The 18,013-nt window shown below is 72.6% G+C and carries 17 protein-coding genes and 2 pseudogenes; 9 read left to right on the forward strand and 10 right to left on the reverse strand.

Translation table 11 applies throughout. The features are described 5' to 3' along the window. The first annotated feature begins 46 nt into the window (after positions 1 to 46). The 3 genes and pseudogenes from H030_RS0119640 to H030_RS40715 all read left to right on the forward strand — a co-directional run bounded on the left by H030_RS0119640 (position 47) and on the right by H030_RS40715 (position 3,576). The gene (locus H030_RS0119640) at positions 47 to 1,792 is read left to right on the forward strand and encodes a CocE/NonD family hydrolase (RefSeq protein ID WP_081690955.1); all 1,746 of its coding nucleotides are present in this window, start codon (positions 47 to 49) and stop codon (positions 1,790 to 1,792) included. 161 nt (positions 1,793 to 1,953) lie between these two features. Further along, positions 1,954 to 2,514: pseudogene (locus H030_RS40710) on the forward strand (ATP-binding cassette domain-containing protein); the annotation flags it as partial. 378 nt (positions 2,515 to 2,892) lie between these two features. Further along, positions 2,893 to 3,576: an ATP-binding cassette domain-containing protein gene (locus tag H030_RS40715; protein WP_419470652.1), complete on the forward strand. Its 684-nt coding sequence runs from the start codon at positions 2,893 to 2,895 to the stop codon at positions 3,574 to 3,576. 2 nt (positions 3,577 to 3,578) lie between these two features. Here H030_RS40715 and H030_RS0119650 read toward each other — a convergent pair whose 3' ends face one another. Together H030_RS0119650 and H030_RS33695 are read right to left on the reverse strand one after the other, a co-directional pair. Continuing rightward, positions 3,579 to 4,061, reverse strand: coding sequence for a universal stress protein (locus H030_RS0119650; RefSeq protein WP_027007359.1), 483 nt, complete (start codon positions 4,059 to 4,061; stop codon positions 3,579 to 3,581). A 7-nt stretch (positions 4,062 to 4,068) separates the two neighbouring features. Beyond that, positions 4,069 to 5,556: pseudogene (locus H030_RS33695) on the reverse strand (MFS transporter); the annotation flags it as partial. 55 nt (positions 5,557 to 5,611) lie between these two features. On the opposite strand from H030_RS33695, the gene H030_RS33700 reads away from it, so the two are divergent. Together H030_RS33700 and H030_RS33705 are read left to right on the forward strand one after the other, a co-directional pair. Beyond that, positions 5,612 to 6,268, forward strand: a complete 657-nt coding sequence (locus tag H030_RS33700; protein WP_035128001.1) for a TetR/AcrR family transcriptional regulator — start codon at positions 5,612 to 5,614, stop codon at positions 6,266 to 6,268. Next, positions 6,265 to 7,257, forward strand: a complete 993-nt coding sequence (locus tag H030_RS33705; protein WP_051223188.1) for a cation diffusion facilitator family transporter — start codon at positions 6,265 to 6,267, stop codon at positions 7,255 to 7,257. The genes H030_RS33700 and H030_RS33705 overlap by 4 nt, the downstream gene beginning before the upstream one ends. 12 nt (positions 7,258 to 7,269) lie before the next feature. Here H030_RS33705 and H030_RS0119675 read toward each other — a convergent pair whose 3' ends face one another. After that, a complete protein-coding gene (locus tag H030_RS0119675; RefSeq protein WP_155892157.1) occupies positions 7,270 to 8,937 on the reverse strand; it encodes an alpha/beta hydrolase in 1,668 nt (555 codons plus the stop codon). Between the two features lie 224 nt (positions 8,938 to 9,161). Between H030_RS0119675 and H030_RS0119680 the strand changes: the two genes are divergently transcribed. After that, positions 9,162 to 9,557 (forward strand): hypothetical protein, encoded by a 396-nt coding sequence (locus tag H030_RS0119680; RefSeq protein WP_155892158.1) that lies wholly within the window; start codon positions 9,162 to 9,164, stop codon positions 9,555 to 9,557. Here the strand turns inward: H030_RS0119680 and H030_RS0119685 are convergent. Further along, positions 9,500 to 11,038 (reverse strand): flavin-containing monooxygenase, encoded by a 1,539-nt coding sequence (locus tag H030_RS0119685; protein WP_051223190.1) that lies wholly within the window; start codon positions 11,036 to 11,038, stop codon positions 9,500 to 9,502. The genes H030_RS0119680 and H030_RS0119685 overlap by 58 nt on opposite strands. A gap of 64 nt (positions 11,039 to 11,102) precedes the next feature. Between H030_RS0119685 and H030_RS33710 the strand changes: the two genes are divergently transcribed. After that, positions 11,103 to 11,801 (forward strand): TetR/AcrR family transcriptional regulator, encoded by a 699-nt coding sequence (locus H030_RS33710; protein ID WP_051223192.1) that lies wholly within the window; start codon positions 11,103 to 11,105, stop codon positions 11,799 to 11,801. On the opposite strand, the gene H030_RS38530 is transcribed toward H030_RS33710, so the two are convergent. Further along, positions 11,701 to 12,414 carry a TetR/AcrR family transcriptional regulator gene (locus tag H030_RS38530; protein ID WP_081690958.1) on the reverse strand — a complete coding sequence of 238 codons (714 nt, stop codon included), beginning with the start codon at positions 12,412 to 12,414 and terminating at the stop codon, positions 11,701 to 11,703. The two genes, H030_RS33710 and H030_RS38530, sit on opposite strands and share 101 nt — an antisense overlap. Before the next feature lie 41 nt (positions 12,415 to 12,455). Here H030_RS38530 and H030_RS33715 point away from each other — a divergent pair, with 41 nt between their 5' ends. Next, a complete protein-coding gene (locus H030_RS33715; RefSeq protein WP_051223194.1) occupies positions 12,456 to 13,052 on the forward strand; it encodes a QsdR family transcriptional regulator in 597 nt (198 codons plus the stop codon). 10 nt (positions 13,053 to 13,062) lie between these two features. Here H030_RS33715 and H030_RS0119710 read toward each other — a convergent pair whose 3' ends face one another. Then, positions 13,063 to 13,713, reverse strand: a complete 651-nt coding sequence (locus H030_RS0119710; RefSeq protein WP_027007364.1) for a hypothetical protein — start codon at positions 13,711 to 13,713, stop codon at positions 13,063 to 13,065. 106 nt (positions 13,714 to 13,819) lie between these two features. On the opposite strand from H030_RS0119710, the gene H030_RS0119715 reads away from it, so the two are divergent. Next, positions 13,820 to 14,992 carry a hydroxymethylglutaryl-CoA reductase gene (locus tag H030_RS0119715; protein WP_027007365.1) on the forward strand — a complete coding sequence of 391 codons (1,173 nt, stop codon included), beginning with the start codon at positions 13,820 to 13,822 and terminating at the stop codon, positions 14,990 to 14,992. 8 nt (positions 14,993 to 15,000) lie between these two features. On the opposite strand, the gene H030_RS0119720 is transcribed toward H030_RS0119715, so the two are convergent. From H030_RS0119720 to H030_RS33725, 4 genes are all read right to left on the reverse strand, one after another. Next, entirely contained in the window at positions 15,001 to 15,489 is a 489-nt protein-coding gene (locus tag H030_RS0119720; protein ID WP_155892160.1) for a nitroreductase family deazaflavin-dependent oxidoreductase, read from the reverse strand. Between the two features lie 187 nt (positions 15,490 to 15,676). Beyond that, on the reverse strand, positions 15,677 to 16,594 hold the full coding sequence (locus H030_RS0119725) for a dihydrodipicolinate synthase family protein (protein ID WP_027007367.1): 918 nt from the start codon (positions 16,592 to 16,594) through the stop codon (positions 15,677 to 15,679). A gap of 26 nt (positions 16,595 to 16,620) precedes the next feature. Beyond that, positions 16,621 to 17,196 carry an RNA polymerase sigma factor gene (locus tag H030_RS37550; protein ID WP_027007368.1) on the reverse strand — a complete coding sequence of 192 codons (576 nt, stop codon included), beginning with the start codon at positions 17,194 to 17,196 and terminating at the stop codon, positions 16,621 to 16,623. Positions 17,197 to 17,274: 78 nt separating this feature from the next. Next, complete coding sequence (locus tag H030_RS33725; RefSeq protein ID WP_231398484.1) at positions 17,275 to 17,997, reverse strand: TetR/AcrR family transcriptional regulator; 723 nt, start codon at positions 17,995 to 17,997, stop codon at positions 17,275 to 17,277. Positions 17,998 to 18,013 lie beyond the last annotated feature (16 nt).

Here is an 18,013-nt window from a genome sequence, read left to right on the forward strand (position 1 = left end):
CGTCGAACCGGAACCTACTTCGTGGCGCGGCCGGTAGTGTCGCGGCATGACGCTTGTCCCACGTCTTGCCCGTCGTGCTGCTCTGACCGTCGCCGCGCTCGCTGCGCTGGTCCCGGCCACGTCTGCCGCTGCTGATCCCGCGCCGTTCGGTCATGCGTGCGCGCCGCAGAACGGGGTCCGGTTCTGCCCGACGAACGACCTGGCGTCGCGGCCGCACAGCTTCGATGGCACGCCGCTGGACGTGGACGTCACGCTCCCGCCGACCGGCGACGGGCCGTTCCCGACGATCCTGCTGCTGCATGGGCTGGGTGGGACGAAGACGTCGTTCGAGACGACGACCGGCAACGAGGACTACAACAACTCGTTCTTCGCGCAGCATGGCTACGCGGTCGTCACGCCGACCGCGCGCGGGTTCGGCAACTCGTGTGGGACGCCGGCCTCGCGGACGCCGGACTGCGCGACGGGGTGGACCCGCCTGGGCGACATGCGCTACGAGGTCCGGGACATCCAGACGCTCGTCGGCCAGCTCGTCGACGAGGGCGTCACCGACCCGCACAGGATCGGCTCGACCGGCATCTCCTACGGCGGCGGGTTCTCCACCATGTTGGCGTTCCTGAAGGACCGCGTCCGCCTGCCCGACGGCACCTACGCGCCGTGGACGAGCCCGAGGGGCACGCCGATCTCCCTGACCGCCGCGTGGCCGCGCTGGCTGTGGTCCAACGGCGAGTCGATCTTCACCCGCAACGGCCGCGACCCGTGGTCGCGCACCCCGACCGGCGTCGAGGCGCAGGCCTACGCGGGCGGCATCTTCGCGGTCGGTCTCAGCGGCTTCACGGCCCCGACCGGCGGCGACCTGTCGACCGACCTCACGAGGTGGAAGGCGCAGCTGGACTCCGGCAGGCTGGACGCCTCCGTGCAGCCGACGCTCGACAACTCCTACAAGTACCACGGCGTCGCGGGCGTGGCCGGGACGCCGGCGCCGCTGCTGCTGCAGTCCGGCTGGACCGACGCGCTGTTCCCGGTCGGCCAGGCGCTCGGCGCCTACGACCACATCCGCTCGCTGTCGAAGGTCGCCCCGGTCGCGCTGCAGCTCGGCGACCTCGGCCATGACCCCGGCGCCAACCACCCGAAGGACATCCGCGCCTTCGACGCCCAGGGCCTCAACTTCTTCGACGCGTGGCTGAAGGGCGGGACCGCGGGCGACAAGCCCAAGCCCGGCGCGGTCACCGCCTACACGACGGTCTGCCCGCGCAACGCACCCGCGGGCGGCGGCCCCTACACGGCCGGCTCCTACGCCGCGCTCGCACGCTCCTCGCTGACCTTCGCCGGCCCGAGCAAGGCCATGAAGATCACGTCCAAGGGCGGCGACGCCAAGCTCGCCGCGTCGCTGTCGCCGCTGACGCCGACCGGGACGCACTGCGCGCCGCACGCGCTCGACACCACCAACAAGACCCAGTTCGCCACGGCCGCGCGCGGCCAGACGCTGCTCGGCCAGACCGTCCTGACCGGCCGCGTCGCGGTCAGGGGCCGCTACGGCCAGCTCGACGCGCGCCTCTGGGACCTCAACCCCAGGACCGGCAAGGCGCGCCTGATCGACCGCGGTGCCTACCGGTTGAACGACAACTTCAGGGGCACGTTCCGCTTCACCTTGGACGGCAACGGCTACAAGTTCGCCAAGGGCCACCGGATCGTCGTCGAGCTGCTCGGCCGCGACGCGCCGACCTACGGCCCGTCGCCGACGGCGTTCTCGGCCACGCTGACCAAGGTGAAGGCCATGCTCCCGTTGCGCTGAGCGACACCTGCTACCTTGTCTCTTGGCCCGATGAGGGCCGATGCATGGGTGACCTGAACTAGACAGCCGCCACGAAGGACGACCCGAGCGCCTCGCGCCGGGTCGCGCGCGCTGTCTCCGTAGCTGGATCGTTCAGTCACCTTTCCTCTTAGGAGCATCGCATGCCGTCGACCCTTCTCGACGCCCACGGCATCACCAAGCACCACGGCGCCCGGACCGTCCTGCAGGACGTGGACGTGCGCGTCGATGCCGGGTCGCGCCTGGCGCTCATCGGACCGAACGGTGCCGGCAAGTCCACGCTGCTGCGTGCGCTTGCCGGCGCTGAACAGCCCGACGCCGGAACCGTCCGGCGCTTCGGGACCGTCGGCTACCTGCCGCAGCTCGCCGACGAGGACGTCGCCGAGCCGCTTGCCGACGTCGCCGTCCGCGACGTCATCCTCGAACGCCTCGGCGTGGCCGCGGCCGCGCGCGACGTCGAAGCGCAGGAACGACGCCTGACCGGCGGCGACCTCGACGCGGTCGCCCCGCACGCCGCCGCGCTGGAGCGCTGGCTGGCGCTCGGCGGCGCCGACGCCGAGGCGCGGATCGCCGCGGCCGCCGACGAGCTCGGCCTCCAACCGCAGCTGCTCGACCGCCCGCTCGGCACGCTCTCCGGCGGCCAGGCGGCACGCGCCGGCCTCGCGGTCCTGCGCGCGGCGCGCTTCGACGTCGTGCTGCTCGACGAGCCGACCAACCACCTCGACGCCGACGGCCTCGACCGCCTGGGCGCGCTGCTGAACGCCCGCTCCGGCGGGACCGTCGTCGTCACGCACGACCGCGCGCTGCTGGAGCGCTTCGCGACCGAGCTGCTGGAGCTTGACCCCCGGACCGGACACGCCACGCACTACGCGACCGGCTATGCCACCTACCAGCGCGAGCGCGAGGCCGCCCGGGCCCGCGCCGCGGCCGAGCACGACCAGGCGCTCGCCGAGCGACAGCACCTCGCCGCCGCGGTCACCGAGACGCGCTCGCGCGCGCAGACCGCGATCAACCGCGCGGGCCGCAACGCGCACGACAACGACAAGCACACGGTCGAGCACGTCCGCTCGCGCGCCCAGGGCATGCAGCGCCGCGCCGCGAAGGTCGAGTCGCGCCTGGCGCGGATCGACGTCCCCGACAAGCCGTGGCAGGAGGGCCCGCTGAGGCTCGAGCTGACCGCGGCCGAGCGGCGCGGCGGCGCGGTCGTCGCGCTCGACGGCGCCGTGCTCGAGCGCGGGACGTTCCGGGTCGGGCCGCTGGACCTCGCGGTGAGCTACGGCGACCGGATCCTCCTGCGCGGCCCCAACGGCTCGGGCAAGTCCACCATCATCTCCGCGCTGCTCGGCGAGCTGGAGCCCGTCGCCGGGCGCCGCACCGCCGCGCCCGGCGCGGTGATCGCGCGGCTCGGGCAGGAGCGCGACGCGCTCGACGGCCCCGCCACGCTGACCGCCGCGGTGCGCGAGCGCACGGGCGCGGGGGAGGCCGAGGCGCGCTCGGCGCTGGCGCTGTTCGGCCTCGGCGCCGACCGGACCGAGCGGCCCGCAGCGACGCTCAGCCCCGGCGAGCGCACTCGCGCGGAGCTGGCGGTGCTGGCCCAGCGCCGGGCGGCGTGCCTGCTGCTCGACGAGCCGACCAACCACCTCGACGTCGCGTCGCTGGAGGTCCTGGAGCACGCGCTGGCCGGCTGGCCCGGCGCGCTCGTCGTCGCCACCCACGACGAGCGCCTGCGCGAGGCGCTCGCCCTGGGGACGGTGATCGACCTGTAGGTCTAGACCTGCTCGCCGGAGTCCGGCTGGTCGGCGTCGGGCAGGTGGCCGATGAAGACCGCGACGCCCGCGTGGTGCAGGACGTGGTTGGAGACCGAGCCGAACGCCGCGGCGATCCGGCCCAGGCCGCGGGCGCCGAGGACGACCGCGTCGTGGTGGCCGTCCCTGACCTGGGCGACGATCTCGGCGCCGGCGTGGCCGTGGCGGGTGATCGAGTCGACCGGCTGGTTCTCCGGGATCGCCTCGATCGCCTCGCGCATCGTCTTGTCGGCGGCGTGGTCGGCGTCGCCCTGCAGCGCGACCGGGTCGACGCCGGCGCCGTAGGCCAGCGCGGCGGACTCGTTGACGTTCGGGACGACGGTCAGGACCCCGAGCCGCGCGTGGTCGCGCTCGGCGATCGCCAGTGCCATCGAGAGCGCGAGGTCGGAGTGGCGGGACCCGTCGACGGCGACGAGGATGTTCTTGAAAACGGGGCGATCAGGCATCTTGGACTCAGTTCTTGATCATGTTGGGGTGGGTCGCCGCCGGGACGAGCGCCTCGGCGCCATGCCTCGACGGTACCGCGAGGCCGACGACGACTGCGAGACCCATCACCGCGGCGGTGATCCAGAACACGAGCGTGAACGCGTGCTCGGTCGGGATCGCCGATCCACCGATCGTGTGCGCGGCGAGGACCGACGCGGGGATCGAGGACCCGAACGCGCCGCCGACCGTCCGCATGATCGTGTTGATCGCGGTCGCCGATCCGGTCTGGTGCTGGGGCACCGCCTCGACGATCAGGTTGGCCAGCGAGGCGAACGCGAGGCCGATCCCGAGGCCCTGGACGACGAGCCCGAGCACCACCTCGGCGTGCGTCGAGTGGGCGACGGCGAGCAGGGCGTAGGCCAGCGAGGTCAGCGCGACGCCGAGCAGCGCCGGGACCTTCGCGCCGTGCGTCGCCGCCAGCCGCGCGGCGACCGGTCCGACGAGGAGCATGGCAAGGGCATTGGGAACGATGTAGAGGCCGGCGGTCAGGACCGAGTCGCCGAAGCCGTAGCCGGTCGCCGCGGGCATCTCCAGCAGCGCGGGGACCAGGACGATCCCGGCGAACATGCCGAAGCCGACGAACAGCGTCACCGCGTTGGTCGTCCAGACACCGCGCTGGGCCATGACCTTCATGTCGACCAGCGGGACGCGGGCGCGCAGCTCCTGCGCGACGTAGGTGGCCAGCAGCGCGAGGCCGCCGATGACGAAGACGATGTTCTTGGCCGAGCCCCAGCCCCAGGCGTCGGCCTGCGTGATCCCGAGCAGCAGCGCGACCAGGCCCGCCGCGAGCAGCGCGGCGCTGAGCCAGTTGATCGGCGTCGGGTGCTTGACCGGCGACTCCGGGACGAAGCGCCAGGCGGCGAGCGTCGCGCCGGTGGTCACGACCAGCGGGATCCAGAACAGCCAGTGGTAGGACAGGTCCTCGACGATCACGCCCGCGACCACGAGGCCGACCGCGCCGCCGATGCCGAGCATCGCGCTCAGCAGCGCGATCGCGCCCGGGATCCGGTCGCGCGGCAGCTCGTCGCGGACGATCGCGAACGACAGCGGGAAGACGCCGCCGCCCGCGCCCTGCAGGACGCGCCCGATCAGCATCACGGTCAGCGAGTCGGCGACCGCCGAGACCAGCGTGCCCAGGGAGAGCAGCGCCAGCGCGACGACGAGCAGCCGGTGCTTGCCGTGGACGTCGCCGAGCTTGCCGAAGACCGGCGTCAGCACCGACGCGCTGAGCAGGAACGCGGTCAGCACCCACGTGACGTTCGTCGCGCTCGTGTGCAGATCGGCCGCCAGCGTCGGCAGCGCCGGCGCGACGATCGACTGCAGCACCGAGTACGCCAGCGCGCCGAGCGCGAGCACGGCGAGGACGAGCCCCGGCCGGGCGGAGCCGTCACGCGTCGCGGCTGCGCGCCTCGCCGCCGAAGCGGAATTGATGGTTCCGGAAGTCATGCCTCCGTTGTAGCGGAACCAGTCATTCCGCTTGTGATGGCTCGGTCACACTAGGCTTGCGGTTGTGACGCCCGGCACACGACGAGCACCGCGGAAGGATGCGCAGCGCAACCGCGAGCGGATCCTGGAGGCTGCGCGCGAGGTCGTCGCCGAGCGGGGCGTCGCGGCCAAGATGGAGCAGGTGGCGGCGCGGGCGGGCGTCGGGATCGGGACGCTGTACCGCTTCGTCCCGACCAAGGACGCGTTGTTCTCGACGATCCTGGGCGAGCAGGCCGACCGCCTCGCCGACCTCGCCGAGCGCGCGCTCGCGCTGCCGCCGGGCGAGTCCGCGTTCCACACGTGGATGGCCGAGGCCGCCGCGTGGCAGTCGTCGAACAAGGCCTTCATCAACGTCCTGGCCGCGCGCGACCCCGACGAGCCGGTCCCGAAGCTGCTGTCGGCCAAGCTGCGCGCGCTGCTGCGCGACCTTGTCCGCCGCGGCCAGGCCGACGGCGACCTGCGCGACGACGTCACGTCCTCCGACGTGTTGATGGTGTTGCTCGCGGTCGGCCGGATCGGCGAGGGCACCGAGGACACCAACCCCAGCTACGCCAGGCGCTTCCTGGCGCTGCAGCTCGACGCGCTCGCGCCCGGCGGCGCGCCGCTGCCCGGCAAGGCGCTGACCGAGCGCCAGCTCGAGCTGACCCTCGACGCGCTCGCGCACTCGCGGCGGCGCACGTGACCGACACGACGCCCGCGGCGATCGAGGACGACGACGGCCGCGACGCGAGCCTGACGTCGGTCCTGGCCGCGTTCGCCGCCAACGCGACGATCGCGATCGCCAAGGGGATCGCCGCCGCGCTGACCGGCTCGACGGCGCTGTTCGCCGAGACGCTGCACACGGTCGCCGACGCCGGCAACGAGGTCTTCCTGTTCATCGCGATCCGCCGCTCGGCCAAGCCGCCGGACGCCACGCACCCGCTCGGCTACGGGCCCGAGCGCTGGTACTGGGCGCTGCTGGCGGCGATCGGGATGTTCGTCGTCGGCGGCGCGGTCTCGATCTGGGAGGGCTTCAACGCCCTCTTCAACCCCAGGCCGCTGGAGGACTTCTGGATCGGCGTCGCGATCCTCGTCGGCGCGATCTGCCTGGACGGCATCAGCCGCACGATCGCGATCCGCGAGCTGCGCGGCCGCGCCTCCGCCGCCGGCCTGCCGTTGCGACAGTTCCTCGACGAGTCGTCGGACCCGACGGTCACGACCGTCTACCTGGAGGACACGATCGACGTCATCGGCGCGTCGCTGGCGCTGGCCGCGCTGGTCCTGCACCAGGTGACGGGGATCGAGATCTTCGACCCGCTGGCCACGATCGTCATCGGCGGCCTGCTGACGTACGTCGCGATCAAGCTCACCGGCCGCAACCGCGCGCTGCTGACCAACCAGGCCGTCGCCGAGCGCCACGTCGAGGCGATCCGCGACGCGCTCGTCGCCCAGCCCGGGATCATGGCCGTCCACTCGCTGGAGGCCGTCCACCTCGGGCCGTCGTCGGTGATGGCCGCCGCCGAGGTCGAGGTCCGCAGCAGCGGCACCGCCGACGACGTCGCGGTCACGCTCGAGGTCGTCCGCGACACGCTCTGCGCGAACGTGCCCGCGATCACGCGCCTGTACCTGACGCCCGTGACCCACGCGTCGGAGGCGAGGGGGCCCGGCCCGATCGACGAGCCGGACCCCTAGCGACGCCTACAACTAGCCGTCCTGGCGCTCGTGCGGGCCGCCGATCCGCACGCCGCTCGCGGCGCCGGCCGCCTTCGGCGCGACGAGCGAGTTCGTGTAGGGCGACGTCACGCCGAACGTGACGTCCTGCCTGCAGGTGGTGCCCGCGTCGGGGAGCGTGCCGCCGAGCAGGTAGTCGTCGACCTTCTCGTCGATGCACGCCGACTCGCCGCCGTAGGCGGTGTGGCCGTCGCCGACCATCGTCAGCAGCCGCGCGTTGCCGAGGTCCCTGACCAGGCTCTTGGCCCCGCGGTAGGGCGTCGCCGGGTCGTAGGTCGTCGCGACGACCAGCGGCGTCGATGCCGTGTCCGGCACCGTGAACGGCCCGCGGAAGACCCCGTTGCCCCTGACCGGGAAGATCCCGTAGTTGAGCTCGACGTAGCCGGTGTTGAACCAGAAGTGGTCGAAGGAGTCATACGACGCCCTGCCCAGCCGGAAGTAGTGCTGGATGTTGCTGCTGTACCTCTGCTCGACCGCGCCGATCAGGAAGTAGCGGTCGGTCAGCGGGTCGAACGTGCCGCTCTCGGGGTCGTAGCCGCTCTGGTAGTCGGAGTCCGAGCGCATCCCGCTGCCGTCGTCGTTCTCGGCGGCGACGAGGTCGCGGACGATGTACCTGGCCCAGAACTCCTTGCGGTACAGGTTGCCGATCGTGGCGTTGAGGATGTCGTCGCCGGTGACCGGGCGCAGGTCGTCGGTGTACCTGTTGCCGGCCGGGACCGGGATCGGGTGCGCGTCGGCCTGCGCCACCAGCGCGTCGAACGCGACCTCCGGGTCGGTCTCGCCGCCCGCGCCGGCACCCCTGCCGAAGCCCTGGCAGGTCGCCTGGTCCGCCGCGCAGGCGGCGAAGAAGCGGCTCAGCTCACGCTCGAACGCGCTCGTCTGCGCCTGCAGGTCCTTGCTCGGGCGGTTGATGTAGGAGTCGGCGTCGACCGGGCCGTCGAGGACGACGCGGCCGAGGTTGTCCGGGAACAGCGCCGCGTAGGTCGAGCCGAGGAACGTGCCGTAGGAGAACCCGAGGAAGTTGAGCTTCTTGTCGCCGACCGACTGGCGCAGCAGGTCGAGGTCGCGCGCGAAGTTCGCGGTCGTCACGTAGGGCAGGACGGCCCTGTTCTTCCTGACGCACTGCCTGACGTAGGCCTGGTCCTTGCTCAGCAGCGTGTTCGGGTCCGTGTCCGGCGTCGCGAACGGCAGCGAGTAGACGCCCTGCGTGATCTGGTTGGCCTCGCAGTCCATCGCGCCCTCGGACCGGCCGACGCCGCGCGGGTCGACCGCGACGATGTCGTACTGGTCGTTGAGCGTCGAGAAGAGCTGGTGGCGGACCTGGTCGGAGAAGTAGAGCTCGGTGTCGTCGATCGCGGTGCCGCCGGGGCCGCCGTAGTTGACGAACAGCGAGCCGAGCCGCTTGCCGGCGTCGACGGCCGGCTTCTTCATCAACGCGAGGTGGTAGGTCCCGCGGTTGGGATGGCTGTAGTCGAGCGGGACGGCGGCGGTCGCGCATTCGAAGTGCACGGTGGCGGGCACGCCCTCGACGTCGGTGTCGCACGGCTGCCAGTCGAGCGCCGGCACCCTCGGGCCGGCCTGGGCGTGCGCCGCGCCGGGCGCCAGCGCCACCGTCGCCAGCAGCGCGCTCAGCGCGGCCATCGTCATCCGTCCTGCTCGCATCCTGGTCCCTTCCCCCGAAGTCCGGTGTGACAGGCTCAGCGGTCGCGGAGCCAAGCCGATCCTTACCCACGCGGGGCCCTCGCGCAACCGTCCCGAGCGCGCCCGCCTCGGGATAACCGCACGTCCTGCCGCGGGACAGCTCTCGCGCGAGACTGGGGGAGTCCCCGATGTGCGACGGCCGGCCGGCCGCGAAGCTCCCGGCCATGTCGCGCTTCCTCATCGCCGCCCTGCCCTCCGACGGGCAGCCGTCGCCGCTCCTGCGCCTCGCGCGCGAGCTGGACACGCGCGGGCACGTGGTCCTCGTCTACAGCGCCTACGACCAGCGCGCCGCGGTCGAGGCCGCCGGCTGCGCGTTCCTGGCACCGCTGGACGGCGGCCGCGCCGAGGACCTCGCGCGCCACGTCGCCAACGCCCAGCCGGACATGCTCGTCACCGACAGCGCGTGCGCGCCGGCGGCGGCCGCCGTCCACGGCCGCTGCGGGCAGCCGTGGGCGACGTTCGGCGGGGTGCCGGGCTCGGCCGACCTGCTGGAGCGCCTGGCCTACGAGGCCAGCGCGGGCGCCGCCGCGGTGCCCGAGCGCACGGGCTGCAGCGTGTAGGCGGCCGGGTCGAACTCCCGCGTCTGGCGCCAGAAGTTGAAGGTGAAGTCGGGCCAGATCGTGGTGTTCTTGCCGTTGGCGTCGATGTACCACGACGCGCAGCCGCCGGAGTTCCACACCGTGTCGCCCATCTTGGCCTGCAGCCCGTCGTTGTAGGACTCCAGCGCGGCCGGCTTGACCTCGACGCGGCCGGCGCCGCGCTCGCGCATCGCCTTCAGCGCGCCCATGACGTAGTTGAGCTGGGCCTCGATCATGAACACGATCGAGTTGTGGCCGAGGCCGACGTTCGGCCCGACGAGCAGGAACAGGTTCGGGAAGCCGGCCATCGCGGTGCCGCGGTAGGCCTGCGGCGAGCGGTGCCAGACCTCGGCGAGCCTGGCGCCGCCGGTCCCGGTGACGATGTTGGCCAGCGGGATGTCGGTGACGTAGAAGCCGGTCGCGAAGATGATGGTGTCGACCTCGTGCAGCGTGCCGTCGGTCGTCACGTAGCCGTTCGGCTTGACCTCGGCGATGCCGTCGGTGACGAGGTCGACGTCGGCGCGCGACAGCGCCGGGTACCACTTGTTGGACGGCAGGATCCGCTTGCAGCCGATCGTGTAGTCCGGCGTGACCTTGGCCCGCAGCTCCGGGTCCTGGACCTGGTCGGAGATGTGCTTGCGCGCGACCTTCTCGACCAGGCCCAGCAGCCTGGGGCGGTAGACGAGGCCCGGGACGAGCAGCTCGCGGCTGAAGTAGACGCCGGCGCGGACCGCGCGCTGCAGCGGCGGGAACGTGCGGTACAGGAACCGCTCGACCTTCGTGATCGGGCGATCGCGGTGGGGGACGACCCACGGCGGCGTGCGCTGGATGACGTCGGTGTGCGCGGCCTGCTCGGCGATGTACGGGACCGCCTGGATCGCGCTCGCGCCGGTGCCGACGACCGCGACGCGCTCGCCACGCAGGTCGTGGTCGTGGTTCCACGTCGCGGTGTGGAAGGTCGTGCCCGCGAACGTGTCGAGGCCCGGGATGTCGGGCAGCGACGGCGCGCTCAGCGGGCCGGGCGCGGCGACGACGACGTCGGCGGTGTACTCGCCGTTGTTGGTGGTGATGCGCCAGCGCGCCTGCTCCTCGTCCCAGGCGGCGGCCGTGACCTCGGTGTTGAGGCGGATGCGGTCGTAGACGCCGTGGTCGGTGGCGACCTTGCGCAGGTAGTCGCGCAGCTCGGGCTGCTTGGGGTAGGTGCGCGTCCAGTTCGGGTTGGGCGCGAAGCTGAACGAGTACAGGTGCGACGGGATGTCGCACTGGCAGCCGGGGTAGGTGTTGGCCCACCACGTGCCGCCGACGTCGGCGGCCTTCTCGAAGACGAGGAAGTCGCGCTCGCCCTGCTGGGCCAGCCGGATCGCCATGCCGAGGCCGCCGAAGCCGGCGCCGAGGATCCCGACGCGCACGTGGCGCGGCGTCGTGCCGTTGACGGGGGTCTCGTCCTGCTGTGTTGCGGTCATCTCGGCTCCGGGTCGTGTGGCTCTCGAAGGAACACGGCTGTCTCAAGTGTACACTTCTGTCTCCATGAGCGTCCAGCGGGAAACGTCCCAGCCCCTGCGCGTCCTGCCCCGAGGGCGCCACGCCGCGCCGCGCGAGGTCGTCGCGGAGTCCCAGCGCGAGCGCGTCCTGGTCGCGATGGCCGACGCCGTGGCCGACAAGGGCTACAACAACGCGTCGGTCGCCGACGTGATCGAGCGGGCCGGCATCTCGCGGCGCTCGTTCTACGAGCACTTCGCCAACAAGGAGGAGGCGTTCCTCGCCGCCTACGACGCCGGCGTCGGCGGGCTGCTGGAGGCGATCGCCGAGGCCGAGGACGAGGCGGGCGTGACGGCCGGCGGCGCGGGGGACGGCGGGCTGCTCGCGCGCGCCCATGCGGGGACCGAGGTCTACCTGCAGCTGCTGGCCGACAACCCGGCCTTCGCGCGCACGTTCCTGATCGAGGTGCTCGGCGCGGGGCCGGACGCGCTGGCGCGCCGGGACGCGGTCCACGAGCGCTTCGCCGAGCGGATGGCCGCGACGTTCGACGCGATCGCCGCGCAGGTCCCGGACCTGCCCCGACCCAATGCCTATGTGTTCCGCGCCGCGGTCGGCGCGATCCACGAGCTGGTGACCGACTGCCTGCTCAAGCGCGGGGCGGAAGCGTTGCCCGAGCTGCTGCCCGCGATCCTGGAGATCGAGCTGCGGCTGCTGAGCGGGCGCGTGCCGGAACCACCGCGCCGGTGAGCACGGCGGCCCAGAGGCCGGTCGCGATGTCGCCGAGCGCGGCGATCGCCTCGACGCCCTCGGACTCGATCGCCCGCACGACGATCTCGTCGACGCCGCCGACGACCGCGAGCGCGAGGCCCGGCTGGACCGGGTTCAGCGCCGGTTCGTCGGCGCGCAGCGCGTCGCAGACGCCGCGCATCAGGCGCACGTAGCGGTCGAAGACCTCGCGGCGCATCGCCTGGGCCGACGGCCCGGCGGTCTGGAACTCGACGAGCATCGAGCGCGTCATGCCGCCGCCGATCGCCAGCGTCGAGAGGTAGGCGGCGTTGACCGCGTCGAGGTGCTCGCGCCAGGACAGGCCCGCCTCGGTCGCCGCGGCGTCGGCCTCGCGCATCGCCTTCAGGACGTTGTCGACCGCTGCGGAGTAGAGCGCGACGTAGCACGCCTCCTTGTCGGCGAAGTGCGCGTAGAACGTGGACTTGCTCACGCGCGCGGCGCGGACGACGTCGGCGATCGTCGTGTGCGCGAACGGCTGCGCGCGCAGGCACGCGGCCATGCCGCGCAGGAGCTGGCGCAGCTGCCTGGCCTCCTGCTCGGTGCGCTGCTCGGCTGTCAGGGCGGGACGTGGCATCGCTCGCGTACGGGAAGGTACCGCGGCGGTAGGGTGCGCGGGTGACGACGGACGCGAGCACGACGCTGACGCCGCTGCGCCGCCAGCTCGCGGGGGAGGCGGCGGACCGCTCGCCCGCCGCCCTGGACGCGTTCCTCGCCGCCCGCCGCCGCTTCGTCGCCGGCGAGCGCCTCGACATGACCGCGCTGGCCGCCGAGCTGGGCGTCAACCGCGTGACGCTGTACCGCTGGGTCGGCTCGCGCGAGCAGCTGCTGGTCGAGGTGGTGTGGTCGCTGGCGCGCCGCACGCTCGACGACCTGATCGCCGCGCACCCCCGCGGCGCCGACCGCCAGGTCCGGATCCTGATGGGCTTCCTGGAGGCGACGCTGTCACACCCGGGCATGCAGCGCTGGTTGGGCGAGGAGGGCGAGTCGGCGATGCGGCTGCTGACCCGTCACGACACGGACTTCCAGCCCCGCCTGATCGCGGCGGTCGAGTCGCTGCTCGACCCCGACGACCCGGACCGCCACGAGGTCGCCTACGCCCTGGTCCGCGTGATCGAGTCCTACACCTACCTCGACCTGATCACCGGCGAGCCACCGGAGGCCGAGCGGGCGGAGCCGATCTTCCGCCGTCTGCTGCAAAGCCAGCGCGCCTGAGCCGGGGCGCTCAGCCGTGGTAGAGCCGCGGCGGGGTGGCCGTGGTCGTGGTGAACGTCGTGGCGCTCAGCGACACGGCCACGTTGTTGCCCAGGAAGCACATGCTGGTGCCGTCCCTCGCGATCAGCGTCGAGGCCGTCGGGAACGCGAACGTCGCGGGCGCGCCGTTGGTGTAGGTCGCGCCCGCGATCGTCCCGGCGATCGAGCAGTTGACCTGGCCGGTCGCCGTCCGCTCGAACACGCAGGAGAGGGCCAGCGACCCGGTCGTGGTCGCGCCGAGGGTGCCGGGCGACGGATCCGTCGCGGGCGAGTGCGCGGTCGCGGTGAAGCCGGCGGTGCACGCCAAGGTGTAGTTGATGCCGCCCTGCGCGCAGTTGGTGCCCGCCGGCGCGGGTGGGGCGCCCCAGTTCATCGTCGCGCCCGTGAAGGCCGTCCAGCTCGCGGCCGTCGTGCCGGCGTTGACGCTCGCGGTGATGCCACCGCCGCCCGGGCAGTAGAGGGTGACGCTGCCGTTGGAGATCCCCAGCAGGCTGGTGCTGGTCGCGGTGAACGACGACCCTCCGCTGTTGCCCCACGTGGTCGCCTGCGCGGTGGAGGTGCCGATGGCGAGCAGCAGCAACGTGCAGGCGAGCGCGGCGATGCGCGGGGTGCGGGCGGACATGGCGGCGAGTAGAGCACCATGCGACAGGCGGGCGCCAGAGCCGGATGGCCCACCGCTTTCTGCTACATATCCCGGACTTGTAGCGCCACCGAGGAGGAGACGCGCCGTGCCCCGAGTTCCCGTTCCGCGCGACCGCGAGGACGACTACACCCGTGACGCCGCGACGAGGCGGCGTGAGTTCCTGACGGAGCGTTCCGGCGCGGCGCTGGAGCATGTCGGGAACTACTCGTTCGACCCCGGCGTGTTGCCCGGCAACATCGAGCACTTCACGGGTGTCGCGCAGGTCCCGATCGGCGTCGCGGGGCCGCTGCTGGTCAACGGCGAGCATGCGCAGGGTGAGTTCTACGTGCCGTTGGCGACGGCCGAGGGGACGCTGGTCGCGTCCTACAACCGCGGCATGAAGCTGCTGCACGAGGCCGGCGGGGTCACGACGACGATCGTCGAGGACCACATGCAGCGCGCGCCGTCGTTCATCTTCCCGAGCGCTCGCGAGGCGCGAGCGTTCGGTCAGTGGCTGGTGGAGCGCTTCGAGGACATCGCCGCGGTGGCGGAGGGTACGACGAGCACGGGCAAGTTGAAGGACATCGAGCAGTACTCGGCGTCGCGCATCATCTACACGCGCTTCAACTACACGACGGGCGACGCAGCGGGTCAGAACCTGACCGGCAAGGCGACGCAGGCGGCGTGCAACTGGATCGCGGCCGAGTACCCCGGGATCGAGCAGTACTTCCTGGAGTCGAACTTCGCCACCGACAAGAAGACCTCGCAGGTCAACATGCTGCACACGCGCGGCAAGCGCGTGGTGGCCGAGGCGACGATCCCGGACGCGCTGCTCAAGAGCGTCATGAACTCGTCGTCGGAGCTGATGTTCCGCGCGCGCCAGGTCAGCAACCTCGGCGGCTTCATGTCGGGCGTCAACAACAACGGCGCGCACTCGGCCAACGGCATCACGGCGATCTTCATCGCCACCGGCCAGGACGTCGCCAACGTCGCGGAGTCCAGCGCCGCGTTCGTGCACGCGGAGCTGCGCCCGAACGGCGACTACTACTACTCGATCACGATCCCGTCGCTGATCGTGGCGAGCTACGGCGGCGGCACCGGCCTGGCGACGCAGCGCGAGTGCCTGGAGCTGCTGGGCTGCTACGGCGACGGCAAGGTCCGCAAGCTCGCCGAGATCATCGCGGCGACCGTGCTGTGCGGCGAGCTGTCGCTGGGCTCGGCGATCGTCGCCGAGGAGTGGGTCAAGGCGCACGACGCCTACGGGCGCAACCGCCCGTAGGCGTCGTCCTAGGGGCGCGCGCTGAGCACGACGAGCGGGATCGTCCGCTCGGTGCGCGCCTGGTAGTCGCCGTAGGCGGGGTAGAGGTCCAGCAGCGCGGGCCAGAGCCGCTCGCGCTCCTGCGCCGTCGCCTCGCGCGCGGTGACCGTGCGCCGCTCGCGCCCGACCTCGACGGTCGTCTCCGGATGCGCGCGGAGGTTGTGCAGCCAGGCCGGGTTCTTGGGCGCGCCGCCGTAGGAGGCGACGATCACGAGGTCGTCGCCGTCGTCGAGGTAGAGCAGCGGCGCGACGCGCTCCTGGCCGCTCCTGGCGCCCTTGTGATGCAACAACAGGACCGGGGCGCGGTCCATCGAGCCGCCGATCCGGCCGCCGCTCTTGCGGTACATGAAGGTGTTGAGGTCCGCGAGCACGGTCCACGCCCTGAACAGCGGCGTGCCCGGCGCCGGCGGCTTGGCCAGCGAGGTGAGGCGGCCCAGCGGGCCCTTCGATCGCGCCATGTCGGACATCCTGCCTTCAAACACCCGTCCATGCGCCGATCACCGTGTGCATGCGTCATATCTGCAACCGCTGCTTGCGCCTGTGGCTTCCCCGCCACGACGAGCAGCGCTCCACGTGCCGCCATTGCGGCGGCGCGCTTCGACCGCACTGACTTCGTGCGGCGCTCGATCTCGCTGAGCCTCTGACCTAGGCGGGGTCGCCCGCGCCGGCCAGCGCCGCCTGAAGGGCGGCGCGGCCGCGCTCCACGCCGGCCGGCGTCGCGTTGAGATGCGGCAGCCGGACGTCCGGCGTCGGGATCCGGCCCTGCTCGTGCAGCAGGGCCTTCATCACGGCCGGGCTCGGCTCGGCGAACAGCGCCTGGACCAGCGGCAGCAGCGCCTCGGCGTGCGGCCGCCCAGCCGCGACGTCGCCGTCGGCGCCCGCGGCGAGCATCGCCGCGAAGCGCTCGGTCGCCAGGTGGCCGGACGCGGCGATCGCGCCGGTGCCGCCCATCAACATCGTGGGGAACAGGAACGCGTCGTCGCCGCCCAGGACCGAGAAGCCGTCCGGCGCGGCGGCGAGCAGCTCGAGCGTGTCGGCGTCGAGCGCGCCGACGGCCTGCTTGAGGCCCGCCACGTTCGGGATCGCCGCCAGCTCCAGCAGCGCGGGGGCGCCGAGGCCACGGCCGGTCCGGTAGGGCACGTTGTAGGCGAGGACCGGGACCGGCGACGCGGCGGCGACCGCGCGGAAGTGCTCGACGATCCCGGCCTCGGACGGGCGCACGTAGTACGGCGTCATCGCCAGCGAGGCGGAGACGCCGGGGATGCCGGCGAGCGCCTGGTGGTTGGCGATCGTCGTGCGCGTGTCGTTGGTCCCGGCCCCGACGACGAGGTCGGCGCCGTGCTCGGCGGTCACGCGCCCGACGGCCGCGACGACCGCCGCCTGCTCGGCGGCGTCCAGCGACGTCGGCTCGCCGGTCGTCCCGAGCGCGACGATCCCGGACGCGCCCGCTTCCAGCAGCTCGGCGCACAGCCGCTCCAGCGCCCTGATGTCGACCGCGCCGTCGGACCCGAACGGGGTCACGACGGGGACGAGCAGGCCGGCGGGTCGGTAGTCGGAGGGCATGGGGCGATCCTACGACGCCCCGGCGGTCAGAGCAGCTCGCGCAACTCGCGGACCTCGGGCGCCAGCCGCGAGGCGAGCGTCCGGATCGCGCGCGAGACGCGGGCGCGGACCGCGCGCTCGTCGATCCCGAGGCGAGCGGCCATCTGCGCGTAGCTGAGCTCGTCGAGGACGCGCAGGCGCAGCGCCTGCTGCTGCTCGGGCGACAGCGCCTGCAGCTGCGTGACGATCCTGCGGCGCAGCTCGCTGCGGCCGTCGCGGTCCTCGAAGCGCCGCAGCTCGTCCGGCCCGGCGGGCGGCGGCTCGATGCCCAGGCGTGCCATGGCGCGCGCCTCGGCGCGGTGGCGGCGGACGAAGTGGCTGACCTGGTGGCGCGCGATCGCGTAGAGCCAGCCGACCGCGGCTTCGCGCGAGGCGCCCCGGAACTGGTGGCGCTTCATGTAGGCCTGGGCGAACGTCTCGGCGGTCAGGTCGGCGGCGACGCCCGCGTCGAGCGTCCTGCGCGCGATGAACACCGCGACGCCGGGCGCGTGCGAGCGCCACAGCTCGTCCAACGACTCGCTCGTGATCGTGAAGACCCGGGCTTCGGCTTCAACCAGCAGCACAGCGACGACCTCCTCCTCCGGAGGCGCAGTCTGCCATGGAACGGGCTTCAGGGGAAGCCTGCGTTTCTAGAACGCGGGCTACTCGGCGGCCGGCTTGGTGCTGGCCTTGGGCCTGCTGCGGCGGCGCTCGTTCTTGAGCAGCGAGCCCGCGGTCTCCTGGCCCACGTAGGGCAGCAGGACCGAGAACAGCAGGTCGGGCAGCAGCGCCGGCAGCTCCTCGCCGCGCCCACCCAGGACGCGCGAGTAGACGACCTCGTAGATCCCGCCGACGAGCGTCTCGGCGGTCAGCGCCGGCGGCAGCTTGCCCTTCGGCAGCTCGTCGGCGGCGGCCTTCTCGATCATCGTCGCGAAGGCGGCCATCGTCTGGTTGCGGCGCTCGATCGCGGCCGGGCCGGCGGCCATGACCTCGACGATGCACATGTCGGCGAACGCCGGCTCCTCGGCGATGAACGTCAGGAACGCGTTGAGCGACTCGCGGATCTTGGCGACCAGGCCCTCGGCGCTGTCGAAGGCGGCGTAGACGGTCTCCAGCAGCTGCTTGGAGGCCTCGTCGTACGCGGCGAGGTAGACGTCCTCCTTGCCGCGGAAGTTGTCGTAGAACGTCCGGCGCGAGACACCGGAGGTGACGACGATGTCCTCGACGCTCATCGAGACGTAGCCGGCGGTGTGGCAGACGTCGGCGACCGCGGCCAGGATCCGCTGGCGCTGGTTGGCGACGACGAACTGCCTCGACAGGCCGTGGCGGCCGGCCGGAAGCTGGTACGGCTCGCGCTGACGCTTCTTCCGTGGCTGATCAGGCAAGGCGGACGGAAACATA

The organism is Conexibacter woesei Iso977N (genome assembly GCF_000424625.1).
Classification (GTDB): Bacteria; Actinomycetota; Thermoleophilia; order Solirubrobacterales; family Solirubrobacteraceae; genus Baekduia; species Baekduia woesei_A.

Coding starts and splice junctions, on each gene's coding strand:
- H030_RS0119640 (WP_081690955.1), top strand. CDS start 47: ATGACGCTTGTCCCACGTCTTGCCCGTCGTGCTGCTCTGACCGTCGCC.
- H030_RS40715 (WP_419470652.1), top strand. CDS start 2,893: ATGCAGCGCCGCGCCGCGAAGGTCGAGTCGCGCCTGGCGCGGATCGAC.
- H030_RS0119650 (WP_027007359.1), bottom strand. CDS start 4,061: ATGCCTGATCGCCCCGTTTTCAAGAACATCCTCGTCGCCGTCGACGGG.
- H030_RS0119675 (WP_155892157.1), bottom strand. CDS start 8,937: ATGGCCGCGCTGAGCGCGCTGCTGGCGACGGTGGCGCTGGCGCCCGGC.
- H030_RS0119680 (WP_155892158.1), top strand. CDS start 9,162: ATGTCGCGCTTCCTCATCGCCGCCCTGCCCTCCGACGGGCAGCCGTCG.
- H030_RS0119685 (WP_051223190.1), bottom strand. CDS start 11,038: ATGACCGCAACACAGCAGGACGAGACCCCCGTCAACGGCACGACGCCG.
- H030_RS33710 (WP_051223192.1), top strand. CDS start 11,103: ATGAGCGTCCAGCGGGAAACGTCCCAGCCCCTGCGCGTCCTGCCCCGA.
- H030_RS38530 (WP_081690958.1), bottom strand. CDS start 12,414: ATGCCACGTCCCGCCCTGACAGCCGAGCAGCGCACCGAGCAGGAGGCC.
- H030_RS0119710 (WP_027007364.1), bottom strand. CDS start 13,713: ATGTCCGCCCGCACCCCGCGCATCGCCGCGCTCGCCTGCACGTTGCTG.
- H030_RS0119720 (WP_155892160.1), bottom strand. CDS start 15,489: ATGGCGCGATCGAAGGGCCCGCTGGGCCGCCTCACCTCGCTGGCCAAG.
- H030_RS0119725 (WP_027007367.1), bottom strand. CDS start 16,594: ATGCCCTCCGACTACCGACCCGCCGGCCTGCTCGTCCCCGTCGTGACC.